General features: G+C 71.7%; 9 protein-coding genes and 1 pseudogene. 4 read left to right on the top strand and 6 right to left on the bottom strand.

The genetic code is table 11. The features are described from left to right. Positions 1 to 131 precede the first annotated feature (131 nt). Positions 132 to 1,319: an ATP-grasp domain-containing protein gene (locus OG485_RS34990; protein WP_328672562.1), complete on the top strand. Its 1,188-nt coding sequence runs from the start codon at positions 132 to 134 to the stop codon at positions 1,317 to 1,319. 156 nt (positions 1,320 to 1,475) lie between these two features. Beyond that, complete coding sequence (locus OG485_RS34985) at positions 1,476 to 3,161, top strand: carbohydrate binding domain-containing protein (RefSeq protein ID WP_328672561.1); 1,686 nt, start codon at positions 1,476 to 1,478, stop codon at positions 3,159 to 3,161. A 106-nt stretch (positions 3,162 to 3,267) separates the two neighbouring features. On the opposite strand, the gene OG485_RS34980 is transcribed toward OG485_RS34985, so the two are convergent. The 4 genes and pseudogenes from OG485_RS34980 to OG485_RS34965 all read right to left on the bottom strand — a co-directional run bounded on the left by OG485_RS34980 (position 3,268) and on the right by OG485_RS34965 (position 9,871). Further along, the gene (locus OG485_RS34980) at positions 3,268 to 6,024 is read right to left on the bottom strand and encodes a bifunctional YncE family protein/alkaline phosphatase family protein (RefSeq protein WP_328672560.1); all 2,757 of its coding nucleotides are present in this window, start codon (positions 6,022 to 6,024) and stop codon (positions 3,268 to 3,270) included. Positions 6,025 to 6,028: 4 nt separating this feature from the next. After that, entirely contained in the window at positions 6,029 to 7,324 is a 1,296-nt protein-coding gene (locus OG485_RS34975; RefSeq protein ID WP_328672559.1) for an ABC transporter permease, read from the bottom strand. Between the two features lie 85 nt (positions 7,325 to 7,409). Next, the gene (locus OG485_RS34970) at positions 7,410 to 8,351 is read right to left on the bottom strand and encodes an ABC transporter ATP-binding protein (protein ID WP_328672558.1); all 942 of its coding nucleotides are present in this window, start codon (positions 8,349 to 8,351) and stop codon (positions 7,410 to 7,412) included. Positions 8,352 to 8,595: 244 nt separating this feature from the next. Beyond that, positions 8,596 to 9,871 (bottom strand): annotated as a pseudogene (locus OG485_RS34965) (RNA-guided endonuclease InsQ/TnpB family protein). 22 nt (positions 9,872 to 9,893) lie between these two features. Here OG485_RS34965 and tnpA point away from each other — a divergent pair. After that, the gene (gene tnpA / locus OG485_RS34960; protein WP_328674776.1) at positions 9,894 to 10,322 is read left to right on the top strand and encodes an IS200/IS605 family transposase; all 429 of its coding nucleotides are present in this window, start codon (positions 9,894 to 9,896) and stop codon (positions 10,320 to 10,322) included. Between the two features lie 56 nt (positions 10,323 to 10,378). On the opposite strand, the gene OG485_RS34955 is transcribed toward tnpA, so the two are convergent. Continuing rightward, positions 10,379 to 11,716 (bottom strand): 6-phospho-beta-glucosidase, encoded by a 1,338-nt coding sequence (locus tag OG485_RS34955; RefSeq protein ID WP_328672557.1) that lies wholly within the window; start codon positions 11,714 to 11,716, stop codon positions 10,379 to 10,381. Positions 11,717 to 11,912: 196 nt separating this feature from the next. On the opposite strand from OG485_RS34955, the gene OG485_RS34950 reads away from it, so the two are divergent. Continuing rightward, the gene (locus OG485_RS34950; RefSeq protein ID WP_328672556.1) at positions 11,913 to 12,680 is read left to right on the top strand and encodes an IclR family transcriptional regulator; all 768 of its coding nucleotides are present in this window, start codon (positions 11,913 to 11,915) and stop codon (positions 12,678 to 12,680) included. A gap of 184 nt (positions 12,681 to 12,864) precedes the next feature. Here the strand turns inward: OG485_RS34950 and OG485_RS34945 are convergent, their stop codons facing one another. Next, positions 12,865 to 15,573, bottom strand: a complete 2,709-nt coding sequence (locus tag OG485_RS34945) for an FAD/NAD(P)-binding protein (protein WP_328672555.1) — start codon at positions 15,571 to 15,573, stop codon at positions 12,865 to 12,867. Between the last annotated feature and the right edge of the window lie 251 nt (positions 15,574 to 15,824).

The following is a 15,824-nucleotide window of genomic DNA, read 5'->3' as shown; positions in this document are numbered from 1 at the left end:
GCGCCCCTTATGATCGCCCCAACACCACCGCCCGAATCTGCTTTGGCGTGCGACGGCTCGGTGTACCTCCCCTACCCCTGGCCGGGCCCGGCCCGCTCCGCCGTGCCCGCGAACCCTGAATGGTGGCTTGCATGGGCTCTCGCGTACGCGTCTGGCTCAACCGCACGTACGCGGAGAACGTGTTCTTCATGGACCAGCTGCGAAATAATCCGCAGCACCGCGCGGTCGAGATCCATGCCACCCACGGCGACGCCGACTCGCCCGTCCTGGCCGCCGCCGACACCGCCGAGCCGGAGCCCGAGGGCCTGTCGCCGCGCGCCTACGTCGAGTACGCCCTCGACATGTGCGCACGCCGCTCCATCGACGTGTTCGTGCCGGTCCTGCACCAGGACGCGATCGTGGCGCAGCGCGCCGAGTTCGCGGCGCTCGGTACGGCGCTGCTGGCCCCGCCCGCGGAGGCGGTCGCGGTCTTCCACGACAAGGCCGTCGCGTACCAGGCCGTGGAGGCCGTGGGTATTCCCGTTCCCCCGTGGTGGCGGGTCCGTACGGTGGAGGAACTGGTCGCGGCGGTCGAGGAGTTGGAGGCCGCGGGCGAGCGGGCCTGCTTCAAGCCGGCGGCGGGCGCGGGCGGGGTGGGCTTCCGGGTGATCACCCGTTCCCCGTTCTCGCTCATGCACCTCAACGGCTTCCCGAGCGCGTACGTGCCTATGGACCTGGTGGTGGAGGCGGTGCGCGCGGCCGAGGAGCCCGTCGACTGGCTGGTGATGCCGCACCTCGGACAGCCGGAGGTGTCGGTGGACTGCCTCACCGGGCCGGACGGCCGGGTCCGGATGGCCATCGGGCGCACGAAGAACGGCCGGCGCCGCGGATTCACCCTCGACGACGCGTGGACCGGGCCCGCCCGGCTGCTCGCCGAGGCGTTCGGGCTGCACTACCTGTCCAACATCCAGTTCCGCATGTACGGCGACGAGCCGGTGCTGATGGACGTGAACACGCGTCCGGCGGGCGGGCTGCACCAGATCGCCCAGTGCGGGGTCAACGCCCCTTGGGCTGCCGTGCAGTTGGCGCTGGGCGAGGAGCCGGGCGAGGTGGTCCCGCCGTTCCTCGGACCGGACTACACGGTGGTCGCGGGGCCGCGTCCGGTGCGTCCGCTGTCGCTGCCCGCGCGGCGGTCCGACTCGGGCGCGCCCACCCTGTCCGCGATGCCGGCGCAGGCCATGGAGCCGGCGGCCGCGCCGTCCGCCCCGGTCGAGGCGGCCGCCTCCGCCGTCCCCGCCCAGGCCACCGCGGCCGCCACGGCCGCGATCGCGCCTGCCTAGGGTCAGCGCCCACAGCCCCCGGCTTCCCACCCCCCTTTACCGGTCTGGACCAATTCCCGCGCAGTGTCTTGACAGCGCGATTGGTCCATACCAACTTGGTTGCGCACCTCTCTGCACTCCCGAACACCCCCATATCCCCAGGGAGATCGCGTGCGCATGACCATGCTCAGACGTTCCAGACATCGTTTCCTCGCCCTGCTGGGCACGGCCGCGCTGGCCCTCGCCGGCGCGGTCGCCCTTCCGGGTACGGCCGAGGCGGCCAACATCCTGTCCAACCCCGGATTCGAGACCGGCAGCCTCTCCCCCTGGTCCTGCTCCGGCAACCTGGGCTCGATCGTCTCCAGCCCCGTGCACGGCGGCTCCAAAGCCCTCGCGGGGGCGGCCAGTTCGAGCGACACCGCGCAGTGCACCCAGACCGTCTCGGTCCAGCCGAACACGACGTACAGCCTCTCCGGCTGGGTGCGCGGCAGCTATGTCTACCTCGGTGTGGACGGCGGTGCCTCGACCTGGACGACGTCACCGTCGGCGTACAGCCAGCTCACCGTGTCCTTCACCACCGGCGCCTCGCAGACCAGCGCCAAGATCTACCTCCACGGCTGGTACGCGCAGGGCACCTACTACGCCGACGACGTCAGCCTCGACGGTCCCGGCGGCGGTGGCGGCGGCAGCGACACCCAGGCGCCGACCACACCCACCGGCCTGAAGTCCACGGGCAAGACGTCCTCCAGTGTGTCCCTGTCGTGGAGCGCGTCGAGCGACAACGTCGGCGTCACGGCGTACGACGTCTACAGCGGCTCCAACAAGCTGCTCAGCGCCTCGGGTACGAGTGCCACGGTCAGCGGACTGTCCGCGAGCACCGCGTACTCGTTCACCGTCAAGGCGCGTGACGCGGCCGGGAACACCTCCGGGGCCTCCAACTCCGTGAGCGTCACCACGGACGCGGGCGGCGGTGGCGGCACCGGCTTCAAGCAGGCCGCTCCCTATCTGTACGAGGGCTGGGGCGATCCCCCGAACCCGACCACGGTGATGAACGCGACCGGGATCAAGTGGTTCACGATGGCGTTCGTGCTCGACTCCGGTGGCTGCAACCCGGCCTGGGACGGCAGCCGTGCGCTGACCGGCGGTGTCGACCAGACGGCGATCAACCAGATCCGTTCCGCGGGCGGTGACATCGTCCCGTCGTTCGGCGGCTGGCAGGGCAGCAAGCTCGGCGCCAACTGCTCCTCGGCGAGCGCGCTCGCCGGCGCTCTGCAGAAGGTGATCGACGCCTACGGCCTCAAGGCCATCGACATGGACATCGAGAACACCGACGAGTTCGAGAACGAGGCCGTCCAGGCGAAGATCCTGACCGCGCTGAAGACCGTCAAGGCCAACAACCCGGGCCTGAAGACGATCGTCACGTTCGGCACCTCGACGACCGGCCCGACCTACTACGGCAACCGGCTCATCGAGCAGGCGCAGTCCCTGAACGCGAACATCGACGTCTTCACCATCATGCCGTTCGACTTCGGCGGCGGCTCCGACATGTACGGCAACACGGTCAACGCCACCGAGGGGCTGAAGACCAAGCTGAAGTCGGCCTTCGGCTGGGACGACGCCACGGCCTACTCCCACATCGGCATCTCCGGCATGAACGGTCTGTCCGACCAGCAGGAGAACACGACCCCGGCGATCTGGACCTCGATCCGTGACTGGGCCAACTCCCATCACATCGCCCGGCTCGCCTACTGGTCGGTCAACCGCGACCGGTCCTGCCCCGGGGGCGGCGTGGTGAGCAACTGCTCCGGCATCAGCCAGAGCACCTGGCAGTTCACGTCGATCACGGCCGGCTTCACGGGCTGACGACGACGGGACCAGTCAAACGCGGTGGGCCGCCCGGGACATCCGGGCGGCCCATCTCGTGCTGCTCGTAGGTCAGTTGCCGGCCTTCAGCGTCGTCCGTCAGCCGTCAGCCGTCGGACTCCGACGACGGGAGGTAGGCGCCCGGCACGTCCTGCGGCGCGAAGATGAGGTGCTCACCGGGGTACGGCTTGGTCCACCCGTGCGTCTCGTACCAGGTGAAGTGGTTCATCTGCGCGGGGTTGGCGAAGTCGGGAACGGCGTTGGGCCCGGTCAGCCGCTGGTGCGACTTCCAGGTGTCCCACTTCGCCGCCAGCGCCCGCTTGTCCGCCGGAACCTTCGCCGACGGCACCGGCGCCGCGCCGGGGTCCTGCGGCGCGGGGGTGTCCAGGCCGCAGGAGGGCGGGGTCTTGAGTCCGTCGGTCAGCGGGGTCCGGTTGGGCAGCGCGGTGAACGGCGTGTAGTCCGCGTGCCCGGTGAAGGCCGCGCTCATCGGGGTGGCGGCGCTGTCCTTCTGGTTCATCGGGTGGACGCCGAGGATCTGCTCGATAGTCCGGATCAGCATGATCTGGGAGTAGTAGTGGCTGTCGACGACGCCGTGCCGGGCCCAGGGGCTGATGATCTGGATCGGGGCGCGGTGGCCGTCCACGTGGTCGAGACCGGCCTGCGAGTCGTCCTCGACGACGAAGATCGCCGAGTCCTTCCAGTACTTACTGTGCGAGATCTCGTCGACGATCCGGCCGGTCGCGAGGTCGTTGTCCGCGACCTGGGCGGCCGCGTTCGCGGGACCGCCGGTGTGGTCGCTGGAGAGCCAGAACATGTTCAGGTTCGCCGGCCCGTTCTTCTCGAAGTCACGCTTCCAGATCTCCTCCCGGTAGATGTCCGGGACGCTGGTGTCGAACTTCGGGAAGCCGTGCACGGAGACGTCGTTGAGCGACGGGATCGGCGAGGACGAGTTCAGCGTGTACGCGGTGTCCTGCCCGGTCGACGCCATGTTCTTGGAGTCGCAGTACAGGTTCTGCCAGCTCGCGTCCGCCGGTTTGGCCAGGAACTGCTGGAACTCGCCGAAGTCCCGGGCCGACTTCCCCGTCGCCTGTGTGCCGGTCCACAGGAACCCGGTCCGCTGGTGGCCGAGGGCGTCGTCCTCGGTGTCGTAACTGCGCTGGTACTCACCGGCGGAGGACTCGGTGTACTCCGGATCGTCCGCCTGCATGAGCCAGTTGTGGCCCTCGGCGGAGTTCGTGCCGATGTCGTACGTGTTGTCGTACAGACCGAACTGCCGGGCCAGGGCGTGCTGGTTGGGCGTCACGTTCTCGCCGAACTGTGCAAGGGACGGGTCGCCGTTGCCCTCCGGGACATCCCCGAAGACCTGGTCGTAGGTACGGTTCTCCTTGACGAGCAGGAAGACGTGCTTGATCGTCGAGGGGTCGCCGAGCCGCAGCGGGACGGGCACCGGCTTCGCGTGGCTCCTGCCCTCGGACCGGGTGACCGAGCCGCGGGTCCAGCCGTTCTGCCGGAAGACCCTGGCCGTCTGGGCCCTGATCACGCTGTCGTCCGGCAGCGTGAACCGCTGCACGCTCGACGTCGTGTCGTGGGTGCCGTGCCCGGCAGCGGTGGTGGGCCGACGGGCGTCGATGCCACGGGTGTTGGAGACCACCACGTCCTTGCCGACGGCGGCGATCTCGGCGGGGAAGTAGTCCGTCGGGAGCAGGCCGATGTAACGGACCGGATCCTGCGGGGACCGGTACCGGTAGACGGCCACGGCGTTGGCGCGGCCGAGCGTCACCAGCAGACGGCCGTCGTCGGTGAGCGTCACCGCGTCGGGCTCGTAGCCGACCGACGCCTCCGGCCACGGCTGGGTCGCGATGGTCTGGACGACCTTGTTCTCGGCGGTGTCGATGACGGACACGTCGTTGGTTGCGGTGTTGGTGACGAACAGTGCCCTGTCCTTGGCGTACAGGGCCGTCGGGTGCAGACCGACGGGGATGCTCGCGACGGGCGTGGCCGGGTCCGCCAGGTCGATGACGCTGACGGTGCCGGTGGTGGTGGCAGCCGTGACCGGGTCGGCCGGCACCTGGGTGTTGTAGGAGTTGAGCGTGGTGTCGCCGGCCCGCGCCGGACGCCCGCCCTCGTTGCTCACGTAGAGCTTGGTGCCCACCTCGGCCATGTCACGCGGGGCGTTGCCCACGTTCCAGCTCTGCCGGACGGTCCCGGTCGCCGCGTCGATCGCGACCACCCGGTTCTGTCCGTTGACCGCGGAGTACACGGTGGAGCCGTCGGACGAGAACACCGCCGCGCCGACCAGCGCGTGCCTGGGACCATCCGCCGCGACCGGGACGAACACCGGGGCGGTGACGCCGCCGTCCGGGTTCACGGTGAACCGGGTGTAGCCGTCGGTCTGGCCCAGCCAGAGCTGCGAACCGTCGGGCGAGTACGTGGGGCCTTCCTGGCCCACGCTGTTGCCGCTGATGCGCGGCACCGACGACGCGGCGCTGCTGACGAGCTGCTGCACCTTCCAGTTCTTCAGGTCGACGATCGACAGGGCGCTCCCGCCGTCGGTGACCGAGGCCGCGAGGTGCGTGCCGTCCGGGCTGACCGAGGACGACATGATCTTCCCGTTGTTCACGACGAGCCGGTCGCCGTACGGGGCGATGTACTGGTCGCTGGAGACGACCTGGCCCCGGTCGGTGACCTGGCCGACCTGGTCGGTGCCGAACTGGCGCGTCTGGGCGAACGCGGCCCCGGCGGCGACGAGGGCGAGGACGGTGGTGCCCGCCGTCACCAGGGGTATGCGTCTGCCGGTGCGTCTGCCGAGAAGGCCCTTGCGCCCCTTCTCGTCACTCCGGCGGTGGCGCGTTACCTGCATGGAGTCATCCCTTCGAGGTGGCGAGCAGGTCGACGTTGCCGTCGAACTGCCACAGCGGGTTCGGTGCGTCCCCGGTCGGTGTGCGGACGAGGAAGTAGCCGTTCACCTCCTTCGGTCCGTCGCCGTCGGCCATGAACCGGCCGTCCGGGGTGACATCGAGCTGGTAGACGGCCGTCCCCACGGCGTCGACGCCGGGAAGATGCCAGGAGACGACACAGCGCCAGTCGTTGCCCGGGCCCTCGGCCGCGACCTTGACACTGCCCTTGTCGCAGGACGCCGTGACCTTCAGCTGCGCTTCCGTGACGGCGGGGCGGTTGAGCTGCCTGGTCTGGAGCCGGTAGAGGTGGGCGAACGCCGTGGCGGCCGAGCGCTGCACCTTGTCCTGCTCGATCCCGGAGCCCGTGGCCCCCGTGGCGGCGCCGACGACCGCGACCGTCACGGCGGCCAGCGCGACGAGCGGCAGGACTCCGGTGACGACCGCGCCGCGGCCCGAGCCGTCGTGCGCCACGTCGGTGAAGTCGCGCCGCATGAAGAGCACGTAGGCCAGCGCGGTCGCGGTCACGGCCCACAGCAGGCCGACGGCGATGCCGATGAGGAGCGGGCCGAGCTGTGCGGGGCTGGTGAACAGACCGTTCCAGGCGATGAAGGCGTAACCGGGCAGCGCGAGGTGCACGGCGACGGGGAGCGGCATCATCTGGGCGAGCTGCATCGCGAGCGCGACGAGCGCGGGCAGCAGGAGCCCCATCGGGGACCGTCCCAGAGTGATGGACCCGAGCAGGCCGATCGCGGCGAGGGCCAGGGTCGGGGCGAGGACGCAGGCCCAGGCGAGCAGGACCTCGCCGGCGGCGTCCCCCGGTGTCAGGAGGTGTCCGTCGAGGCCGACCAGCGGCTGGTCGCCCACCGCCACCAGGCCGCCGGCCGAGCTGGAGGCGACCAGTCCGGCCACGAGCAGCAGGATGACGGTGAGACCGGCCAGTGCCTTCGCCGCGAAGATCCGGCGCGGCGACCTGACCGCCACGAGCAGATGGCGCCAGGTGCCGAGCCGGTCCTCGGAGGCGAACACGTCGCCGGCCACGACCGAGGTCAGCAGGGGGAGCGCCCAGGTTCCCGCGAAGCCGAGCATCACCAGCGCTCCGGCCCACCCGGTGGCGTGCATCCAGCGGCCGAAGAGCGTGTCGACGGGGAGCGTGCTCTGCCGGCTCACCGCGGCGACGAAGAGGGCCGGCACGATCCAGCAGGCGAGGAGCAGCAGCCGGATCCGCCACTGCGAGACGAGTTTGACCAGCTCGAAACGGTACACACGCGCGACCGGGACACGGGGGAGGCGGCGACCGTTTCCTCCGGGCTCTGTGCTCCGAGGTCACCGTCCTCGGCGACGGTCGCTGTCATCTGCCGGTCTCCTTCTGCTCGGTGAGGGCGAGGAACGCGGCTTCGAGAGGCGACACCACGGGGGCGAGCTCACGCAGGGCGATGCCCGCGCGCACGAGCCCCACGACCAGTTCGTCGACGGCGGGAACCAGCGCGCGCACGACGAGCGCCTCGGCGTCCTGCCGGGGTGCCGTGTCGTCGACGACACGGATCCCGGCCGTGCCGAGGGCCAGCAGACGGGCGGCCCCGGGATCGGAGGTGAGGACCCGGTAGTCGAGTTCACGGTTCTCGGAGGCCAGCTTGCTCAGCGGGCCGGTGAAGACGACCCGTCCGGTCGCGAGGATGGTGGCTTCGGAGCACAGTGCCTGGAGGTCGTCCATGCGGTGGCTGGAGAGAACCACCGCGGTTCCGTTCGCCGCGAGCCGGTTGAGGACACCGTGCACATGGCGTTTGCCGGCCGGGTCGAGGCCGTTGGACGGTTCGTCGAGCACCAGCAGCCGGGGCTCGGCGAGCAGGGCGGCGGCCAGGCCGAGCCGCTGACGCATGCCGAGGGAGTAGCCGCGGGCCGGGTCGTCGGCGACATCGGTGAGCCCGACCTGGTCGAGCACCTCGTCGACCCCGGCCGCCCGCGCGCCCTGGCCGCGGAGTGCGGCCAGCGCGGCGAGGTTCTGCCGGGCGGTCAGCGAGGGGTAGAGGCCGGGCCCGTCCACGAAACCGGCGACACCGTCGGGGGCGGCGAGCGCCCGCCGCAGGGGGGTGCCGAGGATCTCCAGGCGGCCTTCGTCCGCGACGGCCAGGCCCAGCAGGAGACCGAGCAGGGTCGTCTTGCCTGCGCCGTTCGGTCCGACCAGTCCGTGGATCCGGCCCCGTGCCACATCCAGATCGACGCCGTCGAGTGCGACGACGTCGCCGAAGCACTTGGTGATCCCGCGAGCCCGGACGGCGAGGGGTCTGTCCATGAGTCCCTTCCTTCGAAGCACTCGACGCACTCGAAGCACTCAGGGACCTTAGGGACGCTACACAACGCGGGCACGGACAGCGGGTTGAACACGCAGGAAACGGATCGTCAAGGCGTCGGCAAGTCCGGAGCGCAAAGCGGGTGTCATCGAGACGGACCCGGGCAACGCCCGCCGCACTCCCTTCCCCTTCACGGCCGTACGGCCCTCCCCGTCGATCCCTACGTCAGTTGACATCCTCCCGGTCCTAAAGGGCCAGGATTCCTACTACGGTCGGCTGACCGTCTCGGCGGGTTGCTGCTTCATCGCGCGGTGCCGGGACGGATCCCGGGCTTACCTGCGCTCCACGGCCGTTTACGGTCTCCGCCTGTCCGGCGGCGACCTTGCGTCCTTCGGTCTTGATGTTGATCGCGGCGTTCACGTCGCGGTCGTGGACGGTCCCGCAGCCCTGGCACGTCCACTCGCGGACGTTCAGCGGCTTGGGGCCGTCCTTGAAGCCGCAGGCGGAGCAGAGCCGGGAGGACGGGAAGAACCGGTCCACGCGGGCGAAGACCCGCCCGTACCGTGCCGCCTTGTACTCCAGCATGCTCACGAACGCCGACCATCCGGCGTCGTGCACCGACTTGGCCAGGCGCGTGCGGGCGAGACCCTTCACCGCGAGGTCCTCGACGTACACCGCTTGGTTCTCGCGGACGATCGTCGTGGACAGCTTGTGGTGGAAGTCCCTGCGTGCGTTCGCCGCGTGCGCGTGAGCGCGGGCGACCTTGACGACGGCTTTCTTGCGGTTGTTCGAGCCCTTCGTTTTGCGCGCGAGGCTCTGCTGCGCCTTCCTCAGCTTGCGCTCGGCGCGACGGAAGAACTTCGGCGCGCCCACCTTCCGGCCGTCGGAGAGGACCGCGATGGGGGTCCCCCCGGACGGAGTCTGGGGGAGGGTGAGGCCGAGGTCGATGCCCACCTCGTCGGCGGTCGTCGGCATGCGGTCCAGGTCGGCGGCCGGGTCGGTCTCCACGACGAAGCTCGCGAAGTACCGGCCCGCCGCGTCCTTGGTCACGGTCACCGTGGACGGCGTGGAGGGCAGAGACCGGGACCATTTGACCGGGATGTCGCCGATCTTGGGCAGGCGCAGACGGCCACCTGGTGTGATCTTCCAGCTGGCGTTGGCGGTGAAGCGGATCGTCTGCCGGTTGTCGCGCCTGGACTTGAAGCGGGGTGCGCCCATGCGAGGGCGCTTGCCCTTGAGGCCGCCGAAGAAGTTCTTGTACGCGGTATCCAGGTCCCGGAGGGACTGCTGGAGGACCACCGACGACACCTCGCCGAGCCCAGGCCCGGGGCTCGGTCTTCTTCGACGCGGTGAGCCGCTTGGACAGTTCGGCCGAGGTCACGAACGGCAGTCCGGCCTTGCGGGCATCCTCGCGGATTCGCAGGGCGTCGTTGTACACCACCCGCACACAGCCGAACGCCTGGGCCAGCGCGGTGCGCTGACCCGGCGTCGGGCTGATGCGGAAGTTGTACCGGAGCTGCATGACCGCACCCTACCGTTGGTCTATGTCACCGCGATGGGAACCTGACCCTGATATCCGCCGAGGTCGAACAGTCGTCTACAACCTGCACGCCCATTTGGTATTCGTCACCAAATACCGGCGGAAGGTCATGGACGACGCCATGCTCCGCACCTGCGAGGAAGCCATGCGCAAAGTCTGCGAGGACTTCGGCGCGGAACTGAAGGAGTTCAACGGCGAAACCGACCACGTACACCTGCTCGTGCACTATCCGCCGAAGGTCGCCCTGTCCGGCCTGGTGAACTCCCTCAAGGGCGTCAGCTCCCGGCGTCTGCGCGCCGAGTACACGGGGCGGGTGAACCACGCCATCATGCACGGCCGTTTCTGGTCGCCCTCATACTTCGCCGGCTCATGCGGTGGAGCCCCGCTGCAAATGGTCAAGGACTACATCGCACAGCAGAAACGACCGGACTGACCGACCCGCCGCCGTGGGGCGATTCACCCCCCGCCTGAAGGCCGGGGCTCTCTCGTCTACGAGAGGTAGGCCAGGCCCGGGTGCACGGCCGTGTAGCCGTCGACCAGTGCGTGTGCCACGTTCACGGAGTCGACGAGCGGGTGCAGGGCGAAGGCCTTGACCGCGGTCGTACGGGAACCCGACTCGGCCGCGGAGAGCACCTCCCGCTCCACCGCCTTGACCGCGCACACCAGGCCGGTGGCGTGGCCCGGCAGCGGATCGACGGTGACGGGGTGCGCGCCGTTGGCGTCCACCAGACACGGAACCTCGATGACGGCCTCGGCGTCGAGAACGCCCAGCGTGCCGCGGTTGCGGACGTTGAGGATCAGGGTCGTCCGTTCGTCGCGGGCGATGGCCCGCATCAGCGCGAGCGCCACCTTCTCGTAGCCGCCGGAGAGGTCGTCGTCCTCGCGTTCCCCGGCACCGGCGGCGTCCCGGTTCTCGGCCATGTACGTCGCCTCGCGCTCCGCCCGGGTGCGGTCCCAGGCGGTCAGGGCCGCCGCGTCGGGGCGCCTCATCTCCTCGTAGAAACCGGCCTGTTGGTCGCGCAGGAACGCGCCGCGTGTCTTCTCGGCCCGCTGGTAGGCGCGGACGGTCTCCCGATTGAAGTAGTAGTAGTGCAGGTATTCGTTGGGGACCGCGCCGAGGGACCGGAGCCACTGCGGGCCGAAGAGCCGGCCCTCCTCGAAGGAGCCGAGCAGGTCGGGGTCGGCGAGCAGACGCGGGAGTTCGTCGCGGCCGGCGACGCGCAGACCGCGCACCCAGCCGAGGTGGTTGAGCCCGACGTAGTCGATCCACGCCTCGCCCGGGTGCGCGCCGACGACCCTCGCGATCCGGCGACCGAGGCCGACCGGGGAGTCGCAGATGCCGATCACGCGGTCGCCGAGGTGGCGGGACATGGCTTCGGTGACCAGTCCGGCCGGGTTGGTGAAGTTGATGACCCAGGCGTCGGGCGCGAGCCGGGCCACCCGCCGCGCGATGTCCACGGCGACGGGCACGGTGCGCAGACCGTACGCGATGCCGCCGGCGCCGACCGTCTCCTGGCCGAGGACGCCCTGGGCGAGGGCGACACGCTCGTCCGCCGCCCGGCCCTCCAGACCCCCGACGCGGATCGCGGAGAAGACGAAGTCGGCGCCGCGCAGGGCCTCGTCGAGGTCGGTGGTGACGGTCACCTCCGGTGCGTCCGGGTCCCCGGCCGCCTGCTCGGCGAGGACGCGGGCCACGGCGGAGAGCCGTCCCGCGTCCAGGTCGTGCAGCACGACCCGGGTGACGCGGCCCTCGGCCCGGTCCCCGAGGAGTGCCCCGTACACGAGCGGGACACGGAATCCGCCGCCGCCCAGAATGGTCAGCCTCACGCAAGTACCACCTTCGCAGTTCGCGGTGACACAAGCCGCGCGGCGAGGGAGTACGCCGGTCACCTGTTCCACCATGTCTTCCGACGAGCAGCGTGCCATCGCGCGCGCTCATTCCCGAGGACCCGCCGCCCGTCGGTCGTCCTCCGCGTCATGGCCGTTGCCGTCGCGGCCGTCCGGCCTGTTGGATCCAGGCATCATGACCACCCCGTCCGCTCCCGGCCGCCTCCTCGCCGTACTCGCCGCCTTCGACCACGAGCACACGGCGCTGTCCCTGACGGGCATCAGCCGCCGGGCCGGCCTCAGCCTCACGACCGCCCACCGGCTGGTGGCCGCGCTCACCGAGTGGGGCGCGCTGGAGCGGGACACGGACGGGCTCTACCACGTCGGCCTGCGTCTCTGGGAGGTCGCGGCGCTCGCTCCGCGCGGGCTCGCGCTGCGGCAGCTCGCCCTGCCGTACCTGGAGGACCTGTACGAAGCGACGCACGAGAACGTCCAGTTGGCGGTCCGCGACGGCGTCGAGGTCGTCTACATCGAGTGGATCGCCGGGCGTTCGTCGGTCGGTGTACGCATCCAGGTGGGCGCCCGCTGGCCGCTGCACGCGACGGGTGTCGGCCTCGCGCTGCTCGCGCACGCGCAGCCCGCGGTCCAGGACGCCTACTGCGCCGGGCCGTTGGCCGCCTACACGGCCTACACCATCACCGATCCGGCCCGCCTGCGGCGCGCTCTGGCCGAGGTCCGGCGTACGGGTGTGGCGGTGAGCACTCGTCAGGTGACCGAGGACGCCCTGTCGGTGGCGGCACCGGTGCGCGGCACGGACGGCACCGTCGTCGCGGCCGTGTCACTCGTCGTGCCCCGGGCCGACGCGCAGGTACCGGCGTTGATCCCGGCGGTACGGCTGGCGGCCCGCGGAATCTCCCGGGCCCTCGGCTGGCGGCCGACGGCCCGGACGGAGCCACACGACTGACGCGGGCGCGGGCAAGGCCGCGGGCCCGCCCCCGGCCACCCCACCCCGGTGGCGGGAGCGAAACCTAGGCGGTCCGGCGCCCGTCGCCGATGGCGGGACCGGCCCGTTTCAACCGGCCCGGCGCCGTCGCCGTCCCGCGACCGGGCGACCGCGACCCCGCCGGGCCGGCCACGCGTGCCCTGCCTCAATCAGGCAGCGCGGCCAGCAGACGGCGGTCCCGGGGTGAATGACTCCGGTCGAGGCGGGTGTCCAGGAGGCGGCGGGCCGCCTCGCAGCGGCCCGCCGAGACCAGGGCGTACAGCAGGGTCTCCTCGACGACCTCGCGCTGGGCCGCGCTGCCGCCGACCCGGCCGAGAACGGGGAGGAGCGCGTCCAACCCCCGGGCGGCTTCGTGGAAGCGTTCCTCGACGAGGGCGGCGAAGGCTTCGCAGAGGGGGACGACGACCTCGCGCTGCACGGGGTCGGCCCCTGCGGCGTGGTCGCGCAGCCGCCGCAGTGCCGCGAGGTCACCGGCGGCGGTGAGGGCGACAGCGGCGTGCAGCGCGGTGAAGGCGGTCGCGGGCCGTTCCACGATCTCGCGGGCGACACTGTCGAGCACGTCCGCCGCCGGTACCCGCCCGCGCCAGCTGTCGCTGAGCCGGGCCCGCCACAGCAGCGACCCCGAGTCGACCAGGGCGCGTACGCCTGTCACCCGCCCCGGCGCGAGCTGGGCGAACCAGCGTCTGCGGACGGCGGCGGGATCGTCCAGGGCCAGTTCGTGCAGGGCGATGTGCCAGGAGAAGTGCGCCCGGTGGACGGCGCCCCGTCCGTGCCCGGACACCCAGGCGTCCAGCCAGTCGCGGCCGCTCTCGTGGGCCCCTGACTCGTAGTGGACGTGGGCGAGGGCGTGCACGGCGTGTCCGGAGGCCGGCTCGGCGGCCAGCGCGCGCCCGGCCAGCTCGGCCGCCTCGTCGTAGCGGCCCTGGCCCTGGCGCAGGAAGGCGAGGAGCGAGGCGGGGAACCAGTGGCCCTCGTAGGCCGGCGAGGCGCGCTCGACCAGGCTCAACGCGTACGCGCTGTCCAGATCGTTGATGCCGGAGAAGGCGATGGTGGGCACGGCCGCGGCGAGCGCCAGCGCGTCGGCGGGGTAGGCGGCCAGGTGGCCCAGCAGGGCGCGCGCGGCGGTGTCCGGGCTGTCGCCGTGCACGCGGCGGGTCACCACGTCGACGAAGGAGCGTTCCCGCGCATCGGCCCGTTCCCGCGCGCAGCGCTGCGCGTCGGCCAGTGCCCTCGGTACGTCCACGTCGGCGCCGCACTCATGGCCGAGCAGGGCGAGGGCCGCGTGCCCGAGCGCGAAGCCGGGGTCGAGGGCGACGGCGCGCGCGAAGGCGTCCTCGGCGCCGGCCCTGATCTTGAGGACCCGTTCGAGGCCGGTGCGGTGGGCGGCGGCCGCCTCGGCGTGGGTGGACAGCGGGAGCCCGTGCGCGTCGAGGGGTCGACGGCGGGCGGGGCGGCGCCGGGGAGCCAGTGGCGCGAGCACCTGCTCGGCCAATTCCGCGGCCTGGACGCGGATCTCGGGGATCGCGGTGGTCTCCCACAGTTCACCGCGGCGCGGAGCGCCGAGGGTGAAGATCGCGAGCTGGGCCCGGCCCGCGGCGTCGAGGAGCCGGCCGTCGCGGGTCGCGACGCCCAGGCCGAGCGGGCCGGGCACGGCGGCACCCGTGTCGAACAGCGAGCGCCACAGGGGGTCTTCGGGGCGCGGCCCCGGCCCGGTGCAGTCGATCACCCAACCGGCCGTGACGCGCCGCCCGTTGGAGAGGGTGAGCAACTCGGAGCCGTCCGGCCGGGGGACGGCGTCGGCGATCCCGCCGGTGTGCACACGCAGGCGCCGGGCCGTGCGGGCGCGGTCCAGCGACTCGGCCGTCGCCGGTGCCATCCGGTGCCGGTGGGTGTTCCAGAGCGCGCCCTCGCTGCGCAGGAAGGCGGCGCGTTCCTCGGGTGTGAGGCTGCGCCACAGGCGCGCGGTGTGCGGGCGCAGGCTGTCGAGCGCGGGGCGCCAGTCCCCGTGGGCGCGCACGGCGCGGCCGATGTGACGGTAGACGGCCCGGCGCAGCGTGCGCAGGGTCGGCGCGTCGAGCCCTTCGGGCGCGGCCATCGCCGGTGCGGGGCTCAGCGCGTGCGGCTGCGGCAGCAGACCGGTCCGGGAGAGGGCGTGCACGGTGCGTCCGGGACGGTCGAGGCTGAGCGCGAGGTCGACCGCCGTGAGTCCGGTGCCCACGAGCAGGACGTCGTCGCTCGCGCCCTCCCGCGTGCGGCCGGCCGGTTCGGCGAGCGGTCCGTCGAGGGCGCCGGGCGCCCAGGGCGAGCCGATGAACCGTTCGGAGGTACGGAGCCGTGGCGGGGCCCAGGCACCTGTCGTGGCGGCCGGTCCGGTGGCGAGGACCACGCTGTCGGCCGCCAGGCCGTGCCCGTCGGCGAGCCGGAGCTCCAGGCCCCCGTCCGGGGCGGGGGCGCAGGCCTCGGCCCTGGTCCGCAGCCGGTGCACGGCGACCGTGCCGTGGGCGTGCACGATCGCCCGGGCCAGGGTGTCGGCGAGATAGGCGCCGTACCGGTAGCGGGTGGCGAAGTCGGTTCCCCTGACGGTGGGTTCGCCGTGCCGGCACAGCCATCGGGTGAAGTGGCCGGGATCGTCGGGATAGCAGCTCATTCCGCCCGCGGGCACGTTCAGTCGGTGCCGGGGATCGGTGGTGGTGTAGGCGCTGCCCCGCCCGGCTTCGGGGGCGGGGTCGACCAGGAAGAGGTCGAGCGGGGTACGGCGGCGGGTCGCCGTCTCGCACAGCTGCACGGCGGTGAGGGTGCCGGCGGCGCCCACTCCGACGATGGCCACGGCGTGCCGCTCACGGGCTGGGTTCACGGATGCCTCCGGCGTGGGTTGTCGCGGATCCGGCAAGCGGGACTCTCCTTCACTCCTGTGTCCGCGGAGTCCCGGTAGGGCTCCCGGAAGGACTCCCGAGAGGGCTGCCGGAAGAACTCCCGGAAGGGGGATCTCATGGAGAACTCAGGGATCGGACGGGGCTCTTCATACTCTGTTCATAATTCGGGGCGGCCGGGCAACCGTGGATTCAGGCCGTCTCTCCGCGCGTCTTCACCGGAATCTCAGGCTGG

This window comes from Streptomyces sp. NBC_00328, assembly GCF_036139655.1.
Classification (GTDB): Bacteria; Actinomycetota; Actinomycetes; order Streptomycetales; family Streptomycetaceae; genus Streptomyces.
The sequence above is the reverse complement of the archived record's forward strand: the minus strand, read 5'-3'. Positions and strand labels throughout refer to the sequence as shown.

Excerpts from the sequence above, each read along its gene's own strand:
- OG485_RS34950 (WP_328672556.1), top strand. The coding sequence starts at position 11,913 with ATGACCACCCCGTCCGCTCCCGGCCGCCTCCTCGCCGTACTCGCCGCC.
- tnpA (WP_328674776.1), top strand. The coding sequence starts at position 9,894 with ATGTCACCGCGATGGGAACCTGACCCTGATATCCGCCGAGGTCGAACA.
- OG485_RS34985 (WP_328672561.1), top strand. The coding sequence starts at position 1,476 with ATGACCATGCTCAGACGTTCCAGACATCGTTTCCTCGCCCTGCTGGGC.
- OG485_RS34990 (WP_328672562.1), top strand. The coding sequence starts at position 132 with ATGGGCTCTCGCGTACGCGTCTGGCTCAACCGCACGTACGCGGAGAAC.
- OG485_RS34980 (WP_328672560.1), bottom strand. The coding sequence starts at position 6,024 with ATGCAGGTAACGCGCCACCGCCGGAGTGACGAGAAGGGGCGCAAGGGC.
- OG485_RS34970 (WP_328672558.1), bottom strand. The coding sequence starts at position 8,351 with ATGGACAGACCCCTCGCCGTCCGGGCTCGCGGGATCACCAAGTGCTTC.